The 19,303-nt window shown below is 26.3% G+C and carries 18 protein-coding genes; 13 read left to right on the top strand and 5 right to left on the bottom strand.

Going from position 1 to position 19,303, the window contains the following annotated elements; translation table 11 throughout:
• Nucleotides 1–5 precede the first annotated feature (5 nt).
• The 7 genes from rpsR to I1A51_RS13535 all read left to right on the top strand — a co-directional run bounded on the left by rpsR (nt 6) and on the right by I1A51_RS13535 (nt 5,789).
• Complete coding sequence (gene rpsR / locus I1A51_RS13565; RefSeq protein WP_196888487.1) at nt 6–302, top strand: 30S ribosomal protein S18; 297 nt, start codon at nt 6–8, stop codon at nt 300–302.
• Nucleotides 303–318: 16 nt separating this feature from the next.
• Complete coding sequence (gene rplI, locus I1A51_RS13560; protein WP_196894806.1) at nt 319–765, top strand: 50S ribosomal protein L9; 447 nt, start codon at nt 319–321, stop codon at nt 763–765.
• Nucleotides 766–844: 79 nt separating this feature from the next.
• Nucleotides 845–1,318 (top strand): DUF6495 family protein, encoded by a 474-nt coding sequence (locus I1A51_RS13555; RefSeq protein WP_196894805.1) that lies wholly within the window; start codon nt 845–847, stop codon nt 1,316–1,318.
• Between the two features lie 4 nt (nt 1,319–1,322).
• Entirely contained in the window at nt 1,323–1,997 is a 675-nt protein-coding gene (locus tag I1A51_RS13550; RefSeq protein WP_196894803.1) for a TrmH family RNA methyltransferase, read from the top strand.
• A gap of 115 nt (nt 1,998–2,112) precedes the next feature.
• Entirely contained in the window at nt 2,113–3,246 is a 1,134-nt protein-coding gene (locus I1A51_RS13545; RefSeq protein WP_196894801.1) for a hypothetical protein, read from the top strand.
• A gap of 79 nt (nt 3,247–3,325) precedes the next feature.
• Nucleotides 3,326–4,768, top strand: a complete 1,443-nt coding sequence (locus I1A51_RS13540; RefSeq protein WP_196894799.1) for a serine hydrolase domain-containing protein — start codon at nt 3,326–3,328, stop codon at nt 4,766–4,768.
• On the top strand, nt 4,758–5,789 hold the full coding sequence (locus I1A51_RS13535; protein WP_196894798.1) for an RNA ligase family protein: 1,032 nt from the start codon (nt 4,758–4,760) through the stop codon (nt 5,787–5,789). The genes I1A51_RS13540 and I1A51_RS13535 overlap by 11 nt, the downstream gene beginning before the upstream one ends.
• A gap of 37 nt (nt 5,790–5,826) precedes the next feature.
• On the opposite strand, the gene I1A51_RS13530 is transcribed toward I1A51_RS13535, so the two are convergent.
• A complete protein-coding gene (locus I1A51_RS13530) occupies nt 5,827–6,894 on the bottom strand; it encodes a putative type IX sorting system protein PorV2 (protein ID WP_196894796.1) in 1,068 nt (355 codons plus the stop codon).
• 110 nt (nt 6,895–7,004) lie between these two features.
• Here I1A51_RS13530 and I1A51_RS13525 point away from each other — a divergent pair, with 110 nt between their 5' ends.
• The 5 genes from I1A51_RS13525 to I1A51_RS13505 all read left to right on the top strand — a co-directional run bounded on the left by I1A51_RS13525 (nt 7,005) and on the right by I1A51_RS13505 (nt 12,793).
• Nucleotides 7,005–8,300: a mechanosensitive ion channel family protein gene (locus I1A51_RS13525; RefSeq protein WP_196894794.1), complete on the top strand. Its 1,296-nt coding sequence runs from the start codon at nt 7,005–7,007 to the stop codon at nt 8,298–8,300.
• Between the two features lie 6 nt (nt 8,301–8,306).
• Nucleotides 8,307–9,470: a helix-turn-helix domain-containing protein gene (locus I1A51_RS13520; protein ID WP_196894792.1), complete on the top strand. Its 1,164-nt coding sequence runs from the start codon at nt 8,307–8,309 to the stop codon at nt 9,468–9,470.
• A gap of 215 nt (nt 9,471–9,685) precedes the next feature.
• Nucleotides 9,686–10,567, top strand: coding sequence for a hypothetical protein (locus tag I1A51_RS13515; RefSeq protein WP_196894790.1), 882 nt, complete (start codon nt 9,686–9,688; stop codon nt 10,565–10,567).
• A gap of 12 nt (nt 10,568–10,579) precedes the next feature.
• A complete protein-coding gene (locus I1A51_RS13510) occupies nt 10,580–11,029 on the top strand; it encodes a hypothetical protein (protein WP_196894788.1) in 450 nt (149 codons plus the stop codon).
• A gap of 276 nt (nt 11,030–11,305) precedes the next feature.
• Nucleotides 11,306–12,793, top strand: a complete 1,488-nt coding sequence (locus I1A51_RS13505) for a catalase (protein ID WP_196894786.1) — start codon at nt 11,306–11,308, stop codon at nt 12,791–12,793.
• 52 nt (nt 12,794–12,845) lie between these two features.
• Here the strand turns inward: I1A51_RS13505 and I1A51_RS13500 are convergent, their stop codons facing one another.
• The 4 genes from I1A51_RS13500 to I1A51_RS13485 all read right to left on the bottom strand — a co-directional run bounded on the left by I1A51_RS13500 (nt 12,846) and on the right by I1A51_RS13485 (nt 17,558).
• Nucleotides 12,846–15,527 (bottom strand): carboxypeptidase-like regulatory domain-containing protein, encoded by a 2,682-nt coding sequence (locus I1A51_RS13500; RefSeq protein WP_196894784.1) that lies wholly within the window; start codon nt 15,525–15,527, stop codon nt 12,846–12,848.
• A complete protein-coding gene (locus tag I1A51_RS13495; RefSeq protein ID WP_196894782.1) occupies nt 15,514–16,239 on the bottom strand; it encodes a GLPGLI family protein in 726 nt (241 codons plus the stop codon). The genes I1A51_RS13500 and I1A51_RS13495 overlap by 14 nt, the downstream gene beginning before the upstream one ends.
• A 98-nt stretch (nt 16,240–16,337) precedes the next feature.
• On the bottom strand, nt 16,338–16,610 hold the full coding sequence (locus I1A51_RS13490; RefSeq protein ID WP_196894780.1) for a hypothetical protein: 273 nt from the start codon (nt 16,608–16,610) through the stop codon (nt 16,338–16,340).
• Nucleotides 16,611–17,219: 609 nt separating this feature from the next.
• Entirely contained in the window at nt 17,220–17,558 is a 339-nt protein-coding gene (locus I1A51_RS13485; RefSeq protein WP_196894778.1) for a biotin/lipoyl-containing protein, read from the bottom strand.
• A 118-nt stretch (nt 17,559–17,676) separates the two neighbouring features.
• Here I1A51_RS13485 and I1A51_RS13480 point away from each other — a divergent pair, with 118 nt between their 5' ends.
• The gene (locus I1A51_RS13480; RefSeq protein ID WP_231374036.1) at nt 17,677–19,257 is read left to right on the top strand and encodes a serine hydrolase domain-containing protein; all 1,581 of its coding nucleotides are present in this window, start codon (nt 17,677–17,679) and stop codon (nt 19,255–19,257) included.
• The last annotated feature ends 46 nt before the right edge of the window (nt 19,258–19,303 follow it).

Below are 19,303 nucleotides of genomic sequence, written 5' to 3'. Positions count from 1 at the left end.
GAATTATGTCATCAATCGATCAACAAGCAAAAGGAGGAAAACAAGGTGATGTTAGATACCTAACTCCATTAGACATTGACACAAAGCAACAAAAGAAATATTGTCGTTTTAAGAAAAATGGAATCAAATATGTTGACTATAAAGATCCAGATTTCTTATTATACTTAGTAAACGAGCAAGGTAAAATTTTACCAAGACGTTTAACTGGTACTTCTTTAAAATTTCAACGTAAAGTGGCTGTAGCTATCAAAAGAGCTCGTCATTTAGCATTAATGCCATATGTTGGTGATTTATTAAAATAAAAATTTACAGTAAATTATGGAACTTATATTAAGACAAGACGTTGAGAATCTAGGATTTAAAGACGACATAGTAACTGTGAAAAATGGTTATGGACGTAACTATTTAATTCCTCAAGGAATGGCTACTTTAGCTACTCCATCTGCTAAAAAAGTATTAGCTGAAAACTTAAAGCAGAGAGCTTTTAGAGAAGCTAAATTAGTAGAGGATGCTACAAAATTAGCTGAAGCTTTAAAAGGATTAGAAATTAAAATTACTTCTAAGACTGGAGACGGAACTAAATTATTTGGATCTGTTAACAATGCAGATGTTGCAGAAGCTATCGCTAAAGCTGGACATGAGGTTGAGAAGAAATTTATCAAGATCCCTGGTAACACTATCAAGAGATTAGGTAAATATTCTGCTGCAATCAGATTACACAGAGAAGTTATCGTTGATTTTTCTTTCGAAATTATCGCTGAATAATTTTTCTCACATTATATAAAAAAAGCCTACTCTTTAACCTGAGTAGGCTTTTTTATTTCATAACTAAATTTTTATAGAAATGAAATATAGACAACTTACAAAAGAGCAATTCGAATCACTGCATGAAGAATTTTCTCGTTTTTTAGCTGCACAACAAATTGATGTTAATGAGTGGAATAAAATAAAGGAGGAAAAACCAGAAGTTGCTGAAGATGAAATGAATATTTTCAGTGATTTAGTTTGGGAAAAAGTGTTGAAAGAAACAAAATATTTAGAGCATCATTCGAAGCATAGTATTAATTTATTCAAATGTGAAGAATTACAAATGCATCGAATTTTGATTAAAGTTTCAGATACTATTGACTTAACTTCAAAAGAAGGATTTAATTGGTTGTTAGAAAATTCAAATGATGCTTCTATAGAATATTTTAAAGCAACAAAAAAATACCACAAAGAAAGAAATGAAGAGATTTTTTTTATGGTAGAACAAGGTTGTACAATTACAAAAGGAACATATTTTGATAAGTTTAGTTCTTTAATTTCAGATAAATAAACAGATGGTAGATTTAGAATATTTAAAATATTTAGAACAATTTGTAACTCCAGAAAGACAAGCTTTATTTGATAAAGTTTTAGAAGAACGAACACGTCATTTTACAGTTGTTTTAGAAGATTTATATCAAAAACATAATACAAGTGCTGTAGTCCGTAGCTGCGATATTTTTGGAGTACAAGATGTTCATATTATTGAAAAAAAATACAATAGCCAAGTTTCAAGACACGTTGCGAAAGGTGCGCAAAAATGGTTAGATTTTCATCAATACAATTCTTTTGATGATGATAATACAGGAAATTGTATTAAATCATTAAAAGAAAAAGGATATCAAATTATTGCAACAACACCGCATAATGATTCGTGTTTTTTACCTGATTTTGATATTACTAAAAAATCTGCTTTTGTTTTTGGAGTTGAAAAAGAAGGAGTTTCGGAAAGAATGATGCAAGAAGCAGATGGATTTTTAAAAATTCCTATGTATGGATTTACAGAAAGTTTTAATATTTCTGTTGCTGCAGCAGTAATTTTAAATGATGTTACAGGAAGAATGCGAGCTTCGGAAGATTTGGATTGGAAACTTTCAGAAAATGAAAGATTAGAAAAGAAACTAGAATGGATGGAAAAGTCCATTAAAAGTATCAAACAAATCAAAGAACATTATTATAACGATAAATAAAACGGAAAGGAAAATCATCTTTTCCGTTTTTTTATAGAAAAATTAGCATTTCAAAAAGTGTTGATGGTTTGTTTCTTGTTTGGTTGTTTTTGAAAAATACCAAAATGTTGAGAGTATGAAAGCAATTATAACTAGTTTAGTTTTAATATTTTTTATTTCATGCAACAAAGATGAAATACACGAAACAAAAACGACAGACGATTTTAACACAAGAAAATCAAGAAATACTTGGGAAAACTGGAGTCGATCTTTAAATCAAAGAACTGGTTTTTCAATTATTACAGAAGATGAACATTTGTTGACTTCTGGAGAAGCGTATAATTTAGTTCCAAATGAAATAGGACATCCTGTAGCAGATTACGTTTTAAAATTAGATAAAAATGCAAATGTAGTTTGGTACAAATCTTTTGTGAATTCTAGTGAGTTAGGTTATGTAGGAAAAGGAATTACAGAATCGCAAGGACATTATTATGAAATTATAGATTCCCATCATTTTTCACCTGCTTTATTAATTAAAATTGCACCAAATGGAAATGAAGTTTGGCAAAGAGAATTTAATGGAATGTATCGATTTGAAAAGATTGTTCCAGATAATGATGATGGTGTTTTTATTTTAGGAAGTAATGCTGGAAAAAAAGGACTTTTTATTCATGTGGATGGAAAAGGAAATGTTTTAAAAGAATTGGAATATGAAAAAGAAGGAAAATCGATTTCTTTTCTAAACATTTTACAAAAAAATCCAAATCAATTTATTTTAGTTGGAAGTGAGAATTTAGAAGAAGGAATTGTTACAAGTTTAAATATAGCTCAAGAGCCTATGTTCACTGAAATTTATGAAGGAAATTCGATTTTTGTAGATATTTTACCCGATTCTAACTTGGAAAACTTTTATTTAATTTCAAAATTTCCTCAAGTTTTAAAAATGAACAGTTCTGGTGAAGTTTTAATGGAAAAAACATATCAAGGAAATACATTTCAAAGTGGGAAATTAGTAGGAAATGGTGAAATTGGTATTGTTGGTCAAAAGAATGAAGCTGCTTGGTTTCTGAAAATTGATAAAAATGGAACACAAAAAGAAGAAAAATTATATCCATTGGATCCAATTTACCCAACAGAATTTTCAACAATTTCAGAGAAACCTTCTAACCAAGGATTTATTTTTACTGGTAAATTTAAAGACGTTTGGTTACTTTCTACAGATAAAAATGGGGGAATTTTAGATGATTATCCTTTTCCAATAGAAGAATAATTTTAGAAAATCGAGAATCTAATTGTTAAAATTATATTTTTGTGTTAAAATTTGAATTAATTCTAACACAAAAATATTTATGAAAAAAGTATTGCTATTAATCGTTGCTATTTTTTCTATCATTTCATGTAGAGATAATGAAGTGAAATCTGAAAAAATAGAGAAAATAGATACTAGAAAACAACAATTAGATTCTTTATTTTCCAAATTATATAAAAATGAACGATTTAATGGAACTGTTTTAATTGCTGAAAAAGGAAACATTATTTTTGAAAAAAGCTATGGTTTAGCAAATGAAAAAACAAAAGATTCAATTCAAAATGACTATGCTTTTGAATTAGCTTCTGTATCAAAACAATTCACAGCCATGGGAATTTTTCAATTGTGGAAAGAGGGAAAATTACAATTAGAGGATTCTGTTTCTAAGTTTATTCCAGAATTGAAAAATTACAAAGGAATTACTATTCATGATTTATTAATTCACACTGGTGGTTTTCCGGATTATATGAATTTGGCTTCTGAACATTGGGATACAAGTAAAATTGCTACAAATGAAGATATCGTAAAATTGTTTGAAAAAGTGAAACCTGAATTGCTTTTTGAACCAAAATCACAGTTTAGTTATAGTAATACTGGATATTTATTTTTAGGAACAATCATTGAAAGAGCAAGCGGAAAATCTTTTGAAACTTATTTAAAAGAGAAAATTTTTGATCCTTTAGAAATGAAAAATACTTTTGTATATAGAAGAAGATTCCAACCAAAAAAACTTGAAAAATATGCAGAAGGATATATTTATTCTGATAGTTTACAAAGAAAAGTTTTACCAGATTCTGTAAAAGGAATGGAATTTTTCACTTTTTTAGATGGAATAGTCGGAGATGGAATGGTAAATTCAAATGTGTATGATTTATTGAAATGGGATCGTGCTTTGTATTCAGATAAATTAATAAATGAAAAAGATAAAAAGAAAATATTTAGCTCATATAAAACATCAGAAGAAAAAGAAACGAACTATGGATATGGTTGGAAAATTGATAGCAGTAAAGTTTATGGGAAAATAGTTTCTCATAGTGGAGGATGGGCTGGTTATATGACTTATATTGAACGTCATATAGATAATGATAAAACGTTTATTTTCTTACAAAATAACTCTACAGATAAAAATGAAATTCCGATTAAAAAAGCAAGTAATTTAACTTATGGAATTGCTCCAAAAATTTCACGAGATTCTTTAGTAAAAGTGTATCAGAATTATTTAGGAGAGTATAAAAATGAAGAAGGAAAAGAAAAAACGTTTGAAATAAAAGATGAAACATTGTTTTATGTGGTAAATCCATCTTTTAAAATTGAATTAATTCCAATTACTGAAAAGTTGTTTATGCTAGAAGAATTTTCTCCTGAAGTTTTTATTGAATTTATTTCAGATGAAAAAGGAAATATAAATCAATTTATTCTGACACGACCAAAAACAGAAATGAAACAAATTTATAATAAGAAAGAAAAAGAAAATGAAGTTTAAAAAATTTAATTCAATTGAAAATTCGTACCAAGAAAAATTTATAGAATCTATTTATGAAAATGGATTTGATTCGATGAATTATGTGGTACAAGAAAAAGTGCATGGTGCGAATTTCAGTTTTATTACAGATGGAAAAGAAATAAAAATTGCTAAGAGAACAGATTTTATAGAAAAAGAAGAAAATTTTTATAATTCTTATTTTATATTAGAAAAGTATAAGGAAAAAGTGATTGCTTTATTTGAATTTTTAGCAGAAACTAAGCAAATTCAAACATTGACAGTTTTTGGAGAATTATTTGGTGGAGGTTATCCTCATAAAGATGTTCCGAGAGATAATACTGCAAAATTAGTTCAAAAAGGAATTTATTATCATAAAGAAAATGATTTTTTTGCTTTTGATATTTTATTAGATAATGTGAATTATTTAGAGGTAGAAGAAGCGAATGAATTATTTGAAAATTTTGATTTTATTTTTGCAAAAACATTGTTTAAAGGAACTTTAGAAGCTTGTCTTACATTTGAAAATACATTTAAAACCACAATTCCAACATTTTATAATTTACCAGAAATTGAAGGAAATATTTGTGAAGGAGTAATTATTCGACCAGAAAAAGCAACATTTTTTCCTGGAGGATCTAGAGTTTTAATTAAGAATAAAAATGAAGCTTGGTCTGAAAATAATGGATTTATTGATAGAGAACTTTTACATAAAACAATTAGTGGAATTGATAAAGAAATTTCTGAAGAGTTAAAGAATTTATGTGAAAAAGCTATTACTTATATTTCAGAAAACCGTTTAAATAATGTCATAAGTAAAATAGGTGAAATAAAATCAAGAAAAGAATTTGGAAAGATTTTAGGAATGTATAATAAAGATATTTTACAAGATTTTGAAAAAGAAAACGAATTGTATAAATCTTTAGAAAAACAGAACCGTAAAATAGTTAGTAAAATAATTAATGAGCGAGCATCTAAATTAGTAGAAGCATATTTTACAACTATTTTTGAAGAAACAATTTAAAAGAAAAAAGGGAATCTAAAATGATTCCCTTTTATTTTTATTTGAAATAAGATAAGTCAAATTTTAATGAAAATACATTAGAATATAATGCATTTCCGACACTTCCGATATTACTTAAAGCATAATCGATAAAGATTCCTTTATAACGAAATCCTACACCAAAATTAGGCTGAACGCTTACACTTTCTGTATTATCAGGTTCTAAAGTATTTTGAATATTGTTTACACCTCCACGTAGAAAAACCATTTGTTTATAGGAAGCCTGAAAACCAAAAGCAGGCTCAATACTTGCAAAAGACGAGGAAATAATATCATTTGTTTCTGCAAAACGTACATTTAAATCAAGTTCTGTTAGTAAATCAAAATCTTGATTTAATTCAAAACTTCTTGCTATACCAATTTGCATTTTTGGTAAAGTTAATTCTGTAGTTTCAGGTAATTCTTGATTTTGTCCAGGAATTGCATTTTTAATTTTTTCAAATTCATCTTCATCAATATTCCAAGCATTAAATGTAGTTGTAATATCTCGAAGCATCAATCCAAATTGCCATTTTTTGTAAGAATATTGTGCAGCAACATCTAAACCAAATCCCCAAGAATTTGCAAAATCTCCGATAGTTCTTCTAACGATTTTTGCATTTGCTCCAACACTTAAATTTTCAATACTTAATTTTTTTGCAAAACTAAGATTGAAAGCATAATCTGCGGCAGAGAATAAGTTTATTCTTTCATAATCAATATTTCCATCTTTATCGATTAATTCTGTTGTATCTAAAATATCGTCAACTCCAAAACGGATTAAAGAAACTCCGAAGAAAGCATTATTTTCAAGTGGCATTGCAAAAGCAGCATAATCGTACTTAGCAATACCAGCAAAATATTCTGCATGCATTAAAGAACCTTGATATCCTTTTACACCAGTTAATCCAGCTGGATTCCAATAACCAGAATTTACATCATTTGAAGAAGCTGTTACAGCTTTTCCCATACCGAAAGCAGCTGCATCCACACCAATATTTAAAAATTCATTCGAATATTTTCTAGCAGTCTGAGAAAAAGCAAACTGACATAGTATTAACGTAAGAAATAGTATTAATTTTTTCAATGTTTAAAATTTGATTTTCGCAAATATCTTAAATTTATAATTAAATTAACACAATAATTCGCCAGATATTGTGTTTCTTGTGAATGTTTTTTAAAATAGTAGTGGAAGTTATGCAGAAAAAGACAGAAATTTTAGATAAAACAAGTTTTATAGAAAAAGTAGATACAATTTTACAAAGTTTTATCGGTGTTCCGAAAGACACAGCAATGATGATTCGTGAGATTTCAGGAATTATTTTATTATTGATTTTCGCATTTATTGTTTGGAGAATTGCGCAACGAATTTTACATAAAATTCTCCCAAAAATGGCAATGCGAACAAGTACAATGTTAGATGATATCTTCTTAACAAAAAGAGTAATAAATTCTATTTCACACCTTGTTCCAGCAATATTAATTGATATTTTTGCACCTTCTTTTTTTCATAGTTACCCGAAATTATTACCATTAATTATTGCTGTAACAGATATTTTTATTGTTGTAATTATTGCAGAAATTATTATCAATTTTATAAAATCGGTTAAAGAACATTTAGAATCAAATCCTAAATTTAAAGATAAACCAATTGCAAGTTTATCTCAACTTGCAAGATCAATTATTGTTGTTATTGCAACTATTTTGATTATTTCTATTTCTATCAATGAAAGCCCAATTGCACTTTTAACTGGACTTGGAGCGATGGCAGCTATTATTATGTTAGCGTTTAAAGACAGTATTTTAGGTTTTGTTGGAAGTATTCAATTAAGTTTGAACGATATGGTTCGAGTAGGAGATTGGGTAACTTTACCAAAATATGGAGCAGATGGAAATGTGTTGGAAATAAATTTGACAACAATTAAAATTCAAAATTTTGATAAAACAATAACTACCGTTCCAACATATGCTTTTATTTCTGATTCTTTTCGAAATTGGAGAGGAATGGAAGAGTCAGATGGACGAAGAATTAAGAGAGCGATTAATATTAAAATTTCTTCTGTAAAATTTTGCTCAAAAGAGATGTTAGAAAGATTAAAAGGAGTACATTTGATAACAGAATATATCGAGGAAAAACAGAAAGAAATTCTTACTTATAACGAACAACGTCAATTAGACACTTCTTTGGCAATTAATGGAAGAGCAATTACAAATATTGGGTTATTTAGAAAATATTTGGAGCTTTATTTAGAGAAAAATCCAAATATTAATCATAAAATGACTTGTATGGTTCGTCAATTGCCATTAACGGAAGTTGGAATTCCGATTGAAGTTTATGCTTTTTGTAATAATAAGGATTGGGTTGCATATGAAGGGATAATGTCCGATATTTTTGATCATATTATGGCATCTGTTCCTTTGTTTGAATTAGAAATATTTCAAAGTCCAACTGGTGCTGATTTTTCTGATTTTTTACAAAAAACAACTAACTAATAAATCATGCAAACGCTATATTGGGCAGGTTTAGGAATCACTTTATTTAATGGCTTTTTATTGCTTTCTAGAGGTAGAAAGTATATCGAGAATTTTTTATTAGGCGCATTTTTCGTATTAGTGTCAATTACTTTCGTTGATAAACTTTTAATGAAAGAAAATATTGAAGATAGAATGACTTTTTTAAATTTGATTGTTCATTCTTTTGTGTTGCCACAATTTATCTTTCTCTATTTTTATATTGATGCCTATTTGTTTAAAGTAAAATTTAATACAAAGCGATTTAAGAAACATCTTTATATATTTTTAGTTCTTGTTTCTTTTGTGACTTGTATTTACTTTTTTGCTGGTGAAGAAATTAAACCAAAATTGATTTTTTACACTTATGTTCCGACAATTTTAGCGATTATTTTGTTCTATTCTTCTCTTTTATTTTTGAAAATTAGAGATTATTATTACACCAAAAATATTGATTATACTAAATTTCATTGGGCGATATTTTTATATCTAATGATGTATGTGCCTTTTTATATTACAATTACTTATTTTGTAATTAAAAACTTTATTGAAGTTGATGATACTTGGATTATGATTGTAGATTCTTCTTTAATTATTATCGTTTCTATGGGATTTCATGCGATGAAATTCTGGAATCCTGATACTTTTCACCATGTAAAAGAAATTTCTGTGACAGAATATTGTAATAATTCATCTTCTTATTTTTGTGCCTATAATGAAGCTAAAAAAGAAGTTGTAGAATTAAAGGAAACACCTAAAATTTCTTCTAAAAAGAAAATAAAATATGCAAATTCTACCTTATCAAAAGAGGAAGCAATTCGTATAAAAGAGAAATTAATTGCTTACATAGAAAAAGAACAATTGTATTTGGATTCATCAATTAATATGCAACAAATTTCTAAAGATTTAAAAATTAGTCGTCATCATTTGACTGAAGTTTTGAATACTTTAATCGGAAAAAATTTCTACACATTTATAAATGAATATAGAGTAGAAGAAGCAAAGAAAAGATTAATTGATTCGAAGTATTTTAATCGAACAATTATTTCAATTGGATTAGATTGTGGGTTTAATTCTAAGTCTTCTTTTAATCAAGTTTTTAAAAATATCACCAATTTTACACCAACTGAGTATCGAAAAGAATTTATTTAATTATTTGGTTATTAATTAAATAAAAGTCTGTTTTTAGCGGTTTGGACTTTTGGACGTCCTAATGTGTAAATTAGAACGCTTTTCATTTTTTCACTTCATAGTTTTGCAAAAGAATTTTTAATCAAGCTATGTTGAACAAAAGGAAAGTATTATTCTTTTTATGTTTTGGAACTGTTTTTTTTGCCAAATCACAAGAAAAAAAACTGAATCCTTCCATGGATATTTTCAAGGTTGGATATGATATTTCTAACAATTTTTCATTTCTTTCTACTTCAGAAGAATTACCTGTTGATTTTGAAATTGAATCAAGAAAATATCTAAATTTTGAATTGAAAGTACCTATCTTAAATAAAATGCGATCGAAAGAACGCTTTTTAATTTTAGGTTCAATTCAATCTTCGGTGGATCAATATGAAATTCATCGAAATGTTTCTTCACAAAATGAACGAACAGTTTCTTTAGAAACTAGAGAGTTTTCTATTTATAATTCAAAAATCGGAGTTGAAGCACGAAAAGTTTTTTTATTAGAGAATAAAAAGCCATTAATTTTAATGAGTTTCTTGAAATATAACGGAGCTCACGCATTTAATTATCAATCAATGCAAGTTGCTTTTGGATTAAATTATATTTCTAAAAGAACAAAAAAGACTTTTTTAATGTTTGGAATGTTGATGAATTATGATCGTCATCGTTTTTTACCAATTCCAATTATTCAATATAAATATTCAAGAGAAAATGGTGATTTGTTTACAATTTTAATTCCTAGAGAAATTTCTTATTTAAAAAATATAAATAAAATCATTTCATGGAATACAGGAATTTATTTAAATGCTTCTCCAGGATACATTAAAAAATCAGATTTAATTCAAAATTCAGACGACGAAACTTGGCTAAATTATTCAAATACTGCAATTGATTTAGCAATGCAATTACCAATAAAAGTTTATAAAAATTATAAAATTATTCCAACTATTGGTTATCGAACAAATGTTGGAACATCATTTAATAAAGCGAACGAACAACCAACTGAAAGGTTGATAGAAATAGACAGTTTTAGTTCGCTATTTGCATCCATTAATTTACAATTATCATTCTAAAAAAATATCATTATGGAAATATGGGATATTTATCAATTCATCGAATATTTTAAAGTTAAAACACAAAAAACTTTAGAAATTATTGAAGGAATTAATTCAGAGAAATTAGACCAAAACAAAGAAGAAGAGTATCAATTAATTTTAAAATCACATTACTATATATTAGACAAGAATATTGTGCAACTTGTAGAAATTTTGAAATTATTTAAAAGTGTTGAGTTAGAATATGTTAGTGAAAACTATAAAAATTCTACAGAAAGCTTAAGCGAAATTTATAGTATTTCAGAACGAGTTTTTTCAGAATTTGAGGATAATGATTTGTCAAAATCATTTAAGGTTAATGATGAAAAAATGTTATTATGGAAATATTTTCGTGTTTTAATTGAAGAAGAAATAAAACTACATGCAAAACTTGAATATATTAACAAAAAAAAGCAATCAATAGTTTTAGAACTATCCTAAATTAACTATATTTGGAAAGTTTTTGGGAAAAACACTTAGAAAATCAAAAAAGTAGTCTTTAGCAACATATTTCTCCAATATATTTTTTTCGCAATTTTTTGTTTTAGATTAGATTTTCTTGTGGTTTTCCCTTTTCCTATTTCTTTTTTTGATATTAAAATAAATTTTCTTAATTATTTGTGAAACTTATTCTAAAATAAAAACAATTGATTTTGTTTATATGAATTTCCTGTGAATTATCACTAAATTTACTTTACTAATCTAAAAACCAGAGACATGAGTAATAGAAGGTTTATAACAAACGAAACAGGAATACCAGTAAAATTCTATGAAGATTCGGAATCAGTTGGAGAAAGAGGACCTCTTTTAATTCAAGATTATTTCTTATTTGAGAAAATGGCTCATTTTAATCGTGAGCGAATTCCAGAAAGAGTTGTGCATGCAAAAGGTTCTGGTGCTTATGGTACTTTGACAATCACACACGATATTACAAAATACACGAAAGCTAAAATATTTGGTGAAGTTGGAAAGCAAACAAAAGCTTTTTTACGTTTTTCAACAGTAGGAGGTGAGTTAGGTTCTGCAGATGCGGAACGCGATCCGAGAGGTTTTGCTATCAAATTTTATACAGAAGAAGGAATTTGGGATCTTGTTGGGAATAATACACCAGTTTTCTTTATTAAAGATCCAAAGAAATTTTCAGATTTTATTCATACACAAAAAAGAGATCCAAGAACAAATTGTAAAAGTCCAACAATGATGTGGGATTTTTGGTCGTGGAATCCTGAGAGTTTACATCAGGTTATGATTTTAATGTCTGATCGAGGAATTCCTAAATCACACCGTTTTATGAATGGTTATGGAAGTCATACTTTTTCTTTTATAAATGATAAAGAAGAATTGGTTTTTGTGAAATTCCATTTTAAAACTGCCCAAGGAATTGAAAACTTAACAGCGGAAGAAGCTGCACAAGTGAAAAGTCAAGATATGGATCATGCACAACGTGATTTAGTTGAAGCAATTGATCGTGGAGATTTTCCTAAATGGAATATGAAAATTCAAATTATGACAGAAAAAGAAGCGGAAGAATTTCAGTGGAATCCTTTTGATTTGACAAAAGTTTGGCCACATGGAGATTTCCCTTTAATTGATGTTGGTGTTTTAGAATTAAATGAAATTCCAGATAATTTCTTCGCTCATGTAGAGCAAGCCGCTTTTTCACCGTCAAATGTTATTCCTGGAATTGGTTTTTCTCCAGATAAAATGTTACAGGGTAGAATTTTTAGTTATCCAGATGCACACCGTTATAGATTAGGTGTTAATCATAATAGTCTACCTGTAAATAAATGTCCTTTTGCTGTAAATAATTATCATAAAGATGGATTAATGCGATTTGATGATAACAGAGGAAGTAGTCCAAATTATTATCCAAATAGTTTTGATAATTCTGAACCATATGATGGAATTGACTTAAATAATTGTCCGCATCAGCCAAAAGATAAACGAATAGGAACATTTGATAGAAATCATAATGATGATGATCATTATTCGCAACCTGGAAAATTATTTGAAATTATGCCAGAAGATGCAAAACAAAGAACAATTAAGAATATTTCAGATTCAATGAAAGGAATCACAGGAATTAAAAAAGAGGAGATTATTAATAGACAACTTTGTCATTTCTTTAGAGCAAATGTTACTTTAGGAATGGGAATCGCTCGTGAATTAGGAGTTTCTATTGATATGGATAAAATGAAAATGTAATAATTTTATATATTCAAAAATAAAAAGCTAGTCAAATTGACTAGCTTTTTTGTTAGAATCGATATTTTATTTTGCATAAAAGAAATCTTGGGAGTAAGCGATATTCTGTTGAAGAAATGCTATTGTCATCTGCAAAATAAGTTTTATAAACTTTTGTGTTTGTTAAATTTTGACCGCTCAATTCGAAACTAATTTTATTTTTCTTTACTACATATGTAGCAGAAAAATCAGAGAAATAATAAGTATTATTTTTTTTATCTAAGTTTCCAAAAAGATAACGCTCATTTTGAATGGAAAAGAATAATTTTTCACTTAAATTAAATTCTAAATCTAAAAAAGAAATGGTATTTGTAAATTTGTTTAAAGTATTAGATTTAACTTCAAATTTTTTCCATTTTGTTCCTAAATTATAATTGAAAACTCCTTTAAAACCTGATCGTAATTCAATTCCGTAATCATAATTTGAAGAAACAACTTTTCGTAATTCAGAATTGTTTACTTCATTAAAATAAGATGTTTTAAAATAATTTAGTTTCAATTTAATTCGAGAATTTATAAAATTTAAATATCGATCCACTTGTGTATTTACAATGAAAAAATCTCTATTTTTATTTAAATAGATTTGTTCTGAAAGTGTATAATTTTGCTCAATTTGAGATCTACTACTAAAATAATCATGGGATTTTAGATAACTCAAAAATGCAAAAGCTGTAAAATTTTCACTCCAATTTCCATAAGTATAGATGAGATTATATTTTATTTTTTGTAATTGATTAAATTGATTTGTTCCTTTTTTAAAATTTCTGAAACTCGTCAATATATAATTTTCATAAACATTTAAAATTGTTGCATTTGTAGTATTCACAGAAACACTTCCAGATAATTTATGCTTTTCTAGAAATTCCCATTGTAAATGAAAGTTCGGATTTATAAAAAATAATTGCTGATCTTTGGTTACATCAAAATTCTTTAATCTGTTTAGTAACTGATGCAATCCTATTTTTCCAGTAATTTGAAATTTTGAAGTCAACTTGAATGAATATTTTCCTTTCAAATAACTATCATTTGTAAAGTAACTAATTTCATTTTGAAAATTAAATGGTTTCTCAATTACAAAATCATTTTCTTTGATTGAAAAAATAGAATTTAAATTATCTTTTTTAAATTGATTTCCAGTAATTATTTCAAATAAATTTCCTTTTAAATTTTTACTTAATAAATGCGCCTCAAGTCCAAAATATGTAACTTTATTTTGAGAATTTTGAAGTACATTATTTGCATTTTCTATTGAAAATAAGTCTTCATATAAAAATTGATTTATCCAATAATTTTGTGGTGAATTTTCATAAATAAAACGACTTTTAAGTATGAAAATATCTCTTTCTTTAAATTTATTTGTATAAGTTATTTCTTGATTAAATAGTTCATTTTCAGTATTTATTTTCTCTATTAAATCTGTGGAATTAAAGATTAAATCTTTTTTTGTTTGAAAATCACCTTTATTAAAACTTGAAATAAATTCTATCAATTCTTTTTCTGATATTCGATGCTTAATTTCTAATTTTCCAAAAGCAATTTTTTTCTTCTTTCTTAAATGAAAATCTTCTGAATTTGAAAAAGAAAAATCTGGTAAATTATATTCGATAAAACTATTTTTATAAAAATCATTTTCATCCCAATTAAAAAATCCTAAAATTTTAATTTTTGTTTTAGAACTAGGATTAAAAATTGCATTTAAAGAAAGTAATTCTGTGTTATTAAAATTACTTCTATCATTTTTAAAACCTAAAGATTCCATCGAAATGTCAATTAGTTTTTTAGCATAAACATCTTCTCCAATCTTATCAATTTTATTTAAACGAAAAGGACGAATTAGATGTTGAATTGGACCTGTTGCATTTTTTCCAATATTATTGGTGTTTCCAAGAAAATAATATTTATTTTTTTTGCCAAAATTCATAAGATTAAACTGAGAATCATATCGAAACTGATCAGAAGCACCAATTCCAAAATCAATATTTCCAAACCATTGTCGTTTTGCATTTTCTTTTAATTTTAAATTAATAGCAACTTTATTTGAGTTTTCTACATTTTGTAGTAATTCATTTTCAGTATACTTTTCTAAAATTTCTACTTTTTCTATAGGTTCTGAAGGTAAGCTTTTAGATAAAATGGTATATCCTTTCTCAAAGAAATCATCTCCTTCGACCATTAATTTTTCAATTTCTTTTCCATTAACTTTTACAATTCCATCAGAATCTACATCTACGCCTGGTAATTTTTTTAAAACATCTTCAGCAACTTCTTCATTTCCACTAAGAAACTTTTTTACATTAAAAGTGACTTTATTTTTTCCAATAATAATATCTCTTTCAGCCTGAACAATTACTTCATCTAATTGCATTGCTTCATAATGTAAAATAATATTTCTTTCAATATTTTTGGATAAATCTATTATCTGAATCGGTACAATTTTTTTAGCATAAGACATCGAAGAAAAATGCAATTGATAATTTCCTGTGTCTTTTACTTGTAATGCATAATTTCCATGTTCATCAGAATAAGTATAATTTTCAATGTTATCTGATTTTTTCAGCAAAATATTAGCATAAGAAATAGGAACACCAATAGAATCTTTTATAGTTCCAGAAATTTCTTGGCTATAAAGATTGATAATTGAAAAAAGAAAAAGTAGAAAAAAATATGCGATTTTTACAATTCTATTCTTTTTCACATTTAAAACATTTTTCTAAACCATCTTTTTTTAATGAAACATTAGAAACTTTGACATTTCTTGGAAATGAACTCAAAATTTTATTTATAGCTTCATTTACAATTTCTTCTCTAATTTTTACATGTTCATCAACTAGTTTAATTTCTTTTATAGAATTAATTTCACCAATTAATGTTTCCATTTTTTGTGAACTAGATTTTTTAATCGTTTGTAATTCTAGATCAATAAAAAAAGCATCATCACTTATTCTTAAAATTAATCCAGGTAAGTTTATAAATTTCCAAGGTCCATTCATTGTCGGAATTTCTTCAGTAAACCAAGCTGTATAATTCCGTCCTCTAAATTTAGCTGTTGCTTTTTTTGCTGTAAAACGTCCAAATTTTTCTGTTATTTCTGTTATTTTCCATTTTAAATTAATTCCTTCATCTTTGAATAAATAACAATGTTCTTTAAGATCAACGCATTCATAAACAAGATTTGAATTAGTTTTCGGTCGATAAATTGTTTCAGAATTTTTTCCAACTTTTACATTTTTTTTCACTCGAATTACATTAGAATCTTCATCATATTTTGCAGAACTTTTATCTGCTTTCGTATTATTTAAAACATAAATAGATGTTTTTGTATCAAAATATAATGTATAAGATTTTAAATCTTTATTATTTCTATAAGTTGCTTCAAAAACTTGTGAATAAGATTTTGAAAATATCATTATTATAAATAGTATCGTATATAATCGCATATTTTTAGATTTTATAGAATTAAAAAACACTCTCCAATTTGAATAGTTGGAGAGTGTCTATTTAAATATTATTTATCACCAGCTATTTCGTCTGTAGCCATTGCTTTTGCAAGTTCTGCAGCTCCTTTAGCTGCATCAATACAATCGTCAGCTTCAAGTGAAGCTTCAACATAGACATGTACAGTTTGACCTCCAATTTCTACATCAAATTCTACAGTGACAGAAGCAGTACATTTAAAATCTTCTGTGATGTTTTCATTTTCTAAAGAATTAAGGTTATTTGCATTTAAACCTGCGAATGTAAATAATGTAATTGCGAAAAAAATAATTTGCTTTTTCATTTGTTTTTTGATTTAAAAAATAGACAATTCGTTCTTAACTCTTCTGGTTAAGACTCTTTTTCATGTTTATTTTATCTAAAATTCATAGGCTAGTAAATATGAGTTTTACATAAAATTTAATGCTAGCATTTTTTACTTCTTAGAACTAGAATTAAAAAGTAAAAATTTTTTAAAAGTACTCTTGTAATTGCAATTCTTTGCTAATCATAGCATTACGAATATAAGTAAATATTTTTAAAATCATAATTTTTTACACTAAAAAATGTGAAAAATTTTTATATAGCAATTTTTTTTAAGAATTTAATAAAAAGAAAAACCTTATAAGATACTAAATAATTTTTAAAAATCGTGTAACCTTTAAGTCTAATATAGCTTTTAATGAATATTTTATTTTAAAATAAGTTTATGTAAAATGTAGTTTAAAGAGAGAAAATGCTTTCTTTTAATCAAAAAGAAAATGAAAGGAATTAGGAATATAATTGATTAATCTAGAAAGTAAATAATATGTAATAAATATTTTAATTTTTAATTGGAACAAAAATTAGATTTAGAAATCTGTAATAAAGATTAGAAAAAAGCATTGTTTTTTATAAAATATAAAAATGAAAATTAGATTCCATGAATTTTTATAATAGTGTCATTAATATTTAATTCTTTATCCAATTCACATATCCAAATAATTTTTCCCCCATAAGCAGCTTCGAACTCTAGAGTAGCTTTTTCTGTTTCAATTTCAGCAATTAAATCACCTGTTTGAATAATTTCTCCAATATTAAAAAAATGTTCTACAACTTTTCCTTTGAAGTTTTCATTGTGAAATTTAGGCATCCTTATTTCAAAAATTTCTCCTTTTAAAATTGGAATATTTTGAGATGTTTGTTTTATTTCTTTTTCTTCAGAATTGTTTATATCTAATAGATTTTTAAGAGTTTTAAATATCTTTTTCATAATAAAATATATTTTAGGCGAAAGTAAAATATTTAGATATAAACTAAAATGATTTTTAATTATAAGTTGTAACAAACTCTTTTTTCTTTTGTCTTTCGATTGAATTTAAAATCGAATTATGAATTATATCACAAAGCTATTTACTCTTATTTTAATCCTATTACTTTTTTCTTGTAAGAAGAAAAATCAACAAATAATTAATTCTATTGAAAAAAAAAATGTTGTAGAAAATTATAAAGAACCCATTTTTTTAAAGGATGAGAGAATAAAAAAATTAAAGTCAAAACATTTTGAAATAAAGCAAATTTTTGAAAATCACAAAAAAGAAAATAATATTCCAGGAATTTCTTATGGAATTGTTGTGGATGATTCTTTGGTATTTTCTTCTGTTAATGGATTTTCTGATTTAAATAATAAAACACAAGTTTCAAGTAAAACTTCTTTTCGAATTGCTTCTATGACGAAAAGTTTTACTGCTATGGCAATTATAAAATTGAGAGATGAAGGGAAATTATCTCTACATGATTTCGCTATAAAATATATTCCTGAATTAAAAAAAATGAAATATCTAACAAAGGATTCTCCAGAGATTACAATTGAAAATTTATTGACAATGACAGCAGGTTTTCCTGAAGATAATCCATGGGGAGATCGGCAATTAGATTTGTCAGAAAAGGACTTTTTAGAACTTGTAAATAAAGGATTTTCGTTTTCAAAACCTTCTTCTTTAGAATATGAATATAGTAATACAGGTTATGCTTTACTTGGTTTAATAATTTCTAGAGTTTCAGGAATTCCTTATCAAAATTATATCAAAAAGAACATTTTACTTCCTTTAAATATGAAAAATACTCATTGGGAATTTTCAAAAGTTTCTGCTAATAATCTAGCACACGGATATCGTTGGGAGGATGAAAACTGGAAAGAAGAAAAATTATTACATGATGGAAGTTATGGAGCAATGGGGGGATTGATTACGACAATGGAAGATTTTAGTAAATATGTTAGTTTTCATTTGTCTGCTTGGCCAGCAAGAAATGAAAAAGAGAATTCTATTTTAAAAAGAAGCTCATTACGAGAAATGCATACACCGAAATTTAATTTTTTAAATTCTTGGAATCGAGATTGGAATGATGAAGAATGTGCGAGTATGATTGGGTATGGATATGGATTAGGGATTTCAATGGATTGTAAACGAATCAAGAAAATATCTCATAATGGATCTTTACCTGGATTTGGAAGTAATTTTACGTTTTATCCTGATTATGGAATTGGAATTATTGCTTTTGGAAATGTAACGTATAAATCACCTTTTCCAAAGAATAAAATTGAACAATTACTTTTTGAAACATTAGAATTACAACCTCGTAAAAAAATGGTTTCAGAAATATTAAAACAGAAAAAAGAACAAATATTAGATTTAATTGTAGAAGGAGAAATTGATTTAACCAGTGATATTTTTGCAGAAAATTTCTTTTTAGATGAATCCAAAAATAGGAGAGAAGCTAAATATCAAGAAATTTTGAATAAAGCAGGTTTAATAAAAAATGTCGAGAAAATTTATCCTAGAAATCAGTTGCGAGGTGATTTTGTCATGGAATGTGAAAATGGAAAAATTTTAATGTTTTTTACATTAACTCCAGAAAGTATGCCAAAGATCCAGAAGTTAACATTGACTTTTTATCCAAATAAAAAATAAAAAGAATTAAAAAAGCTAATCAAATAAATGATTAGCTTTTCTTTTT

Source organism: Aureivirga marina (assembly GCF_015767265.1).
Taxonomy (GTDB): Bacteria; Bacteroidota; Bacteroidia; order Flavobacteriales; family Flavobacteriaceae; genus Aureivirga; species Aureivirga marina.
Note: the sequence above shows the minus strand (reverse complement) of the source record. Positions and strands in the feature narration are given on the sequence as shown.

Excerpts from the sequence above, each read along its gene's own strand:
- rpsR (WP_196888487.1), top strand. The coding sequence starts at position 6 with ATGTCATCAATCGATCAACAAGCAAAAGGAGGAAAACAAGGTGATGTT.
- rplI (WP_196894806.1), top strand. The coding sequence starts at position 319 with ATGGAACTTATATTAAGACAAGACGTTGAGAATCTAGGATTTAAAGAC.
- I1A51_RS13555 (WP_196894805.1), top strand. The coding sequence starts at position 845 with ATGAAATATAGACAACTTACAAAAGAGCAATTCGAATCACTGCATGAA.
- I1A51_RS13550 (WP_196894803.1), top strand. The coding sequence starts at position 1,323 with ATGGTAGATTTAGAATATTTAAAATATTTAGAACAATTTGTAACTCCA.
- I1A51_RS13545 (WP_196894801.1), top strand. The coding sequence starts at position 2,113 with ATGAAAGCAATTATAACTAGTTTAGTTTTAATATTTTTTATTTCATGC.
- I1A51_RS13540 (WP_196894799.1), top strand. The coding sequence starts at position 3,326 with ATGAAAAAAGTATTGCTATTAATCGTTGCTATTTTTTCTATCATTTCA.
- I1A51_RS13535 (WP_196894798.1), top strand. The coding sequence starts at position 4,758 with ATGAAGTTTAAAAAATTTAATTCAATTGAAAATTCGTACCAAGAAAAA.
- I1A51_RS13525 (WP_196894794.1), top strand. The coding sequence starts at position 7,005 with ATGCAGAAAAAGACAGAAATTTTAGATAAAACAAGTTTTATAGAAAAA.
- I1A51_RS13520 (WP_196894792.1), top strand. The coding sequence starts at position 8,307 with ATGCAAACGCTATATTGGGCAGGTTTAGGAATCACTTTATTTAATGGC.
- I1A51_RS13515 (WP_196894790.1), top strand. The coding sequence starts at position 9,686 with ATGGATATTTTCAAGGTTGGATATGATATTTCTAACAATTTTTCATTT.
- I1A51_RS13510 (WP_196894788.1), top strand. The coding sequence starts at position 10,580 with ATGGAAATATGGGATATTTATCAATTCATCGAATATTTTAAAGTTAAA.
- I1A51_RS13505 (WP_196894786.1), top strand. The coding sequence starts at position 11,306 with ATGAGTAATAGAAGGTTTATAACAAACGAAACAGGAATACCAGTAAAA.
- I1A51_RS13495 (WP_196894782.1), bottom strand. The coding sequence starts at position 16,239 with ATGATATTTTCAAAATCTTATTCACAAGTTTTTGAAGCAACTTATAGA.
- I1A51_RS13490 (WP_196894780.1), bottom strand. The coding sequence starts at position 16,610 with ATGAAAAAGCAAATTATTTTTTTCGCAATTACATTATTTACATTCGCA.
- I1A51_RS13485 (WP_196894778.1), bottom strand. The coding sequence starts at position 17,558 with ATGAAAAAGATATTTAAAACTCTTAAAAATCTATTAGATATAAACAAT.
- I1A51_RS13480 (WP_231374036.1), top strand. The coding sequence starts at position 17,677 with ATGAATTATATCACAAAGCTATTTACTCTTATTTTAATCCTATTACTT.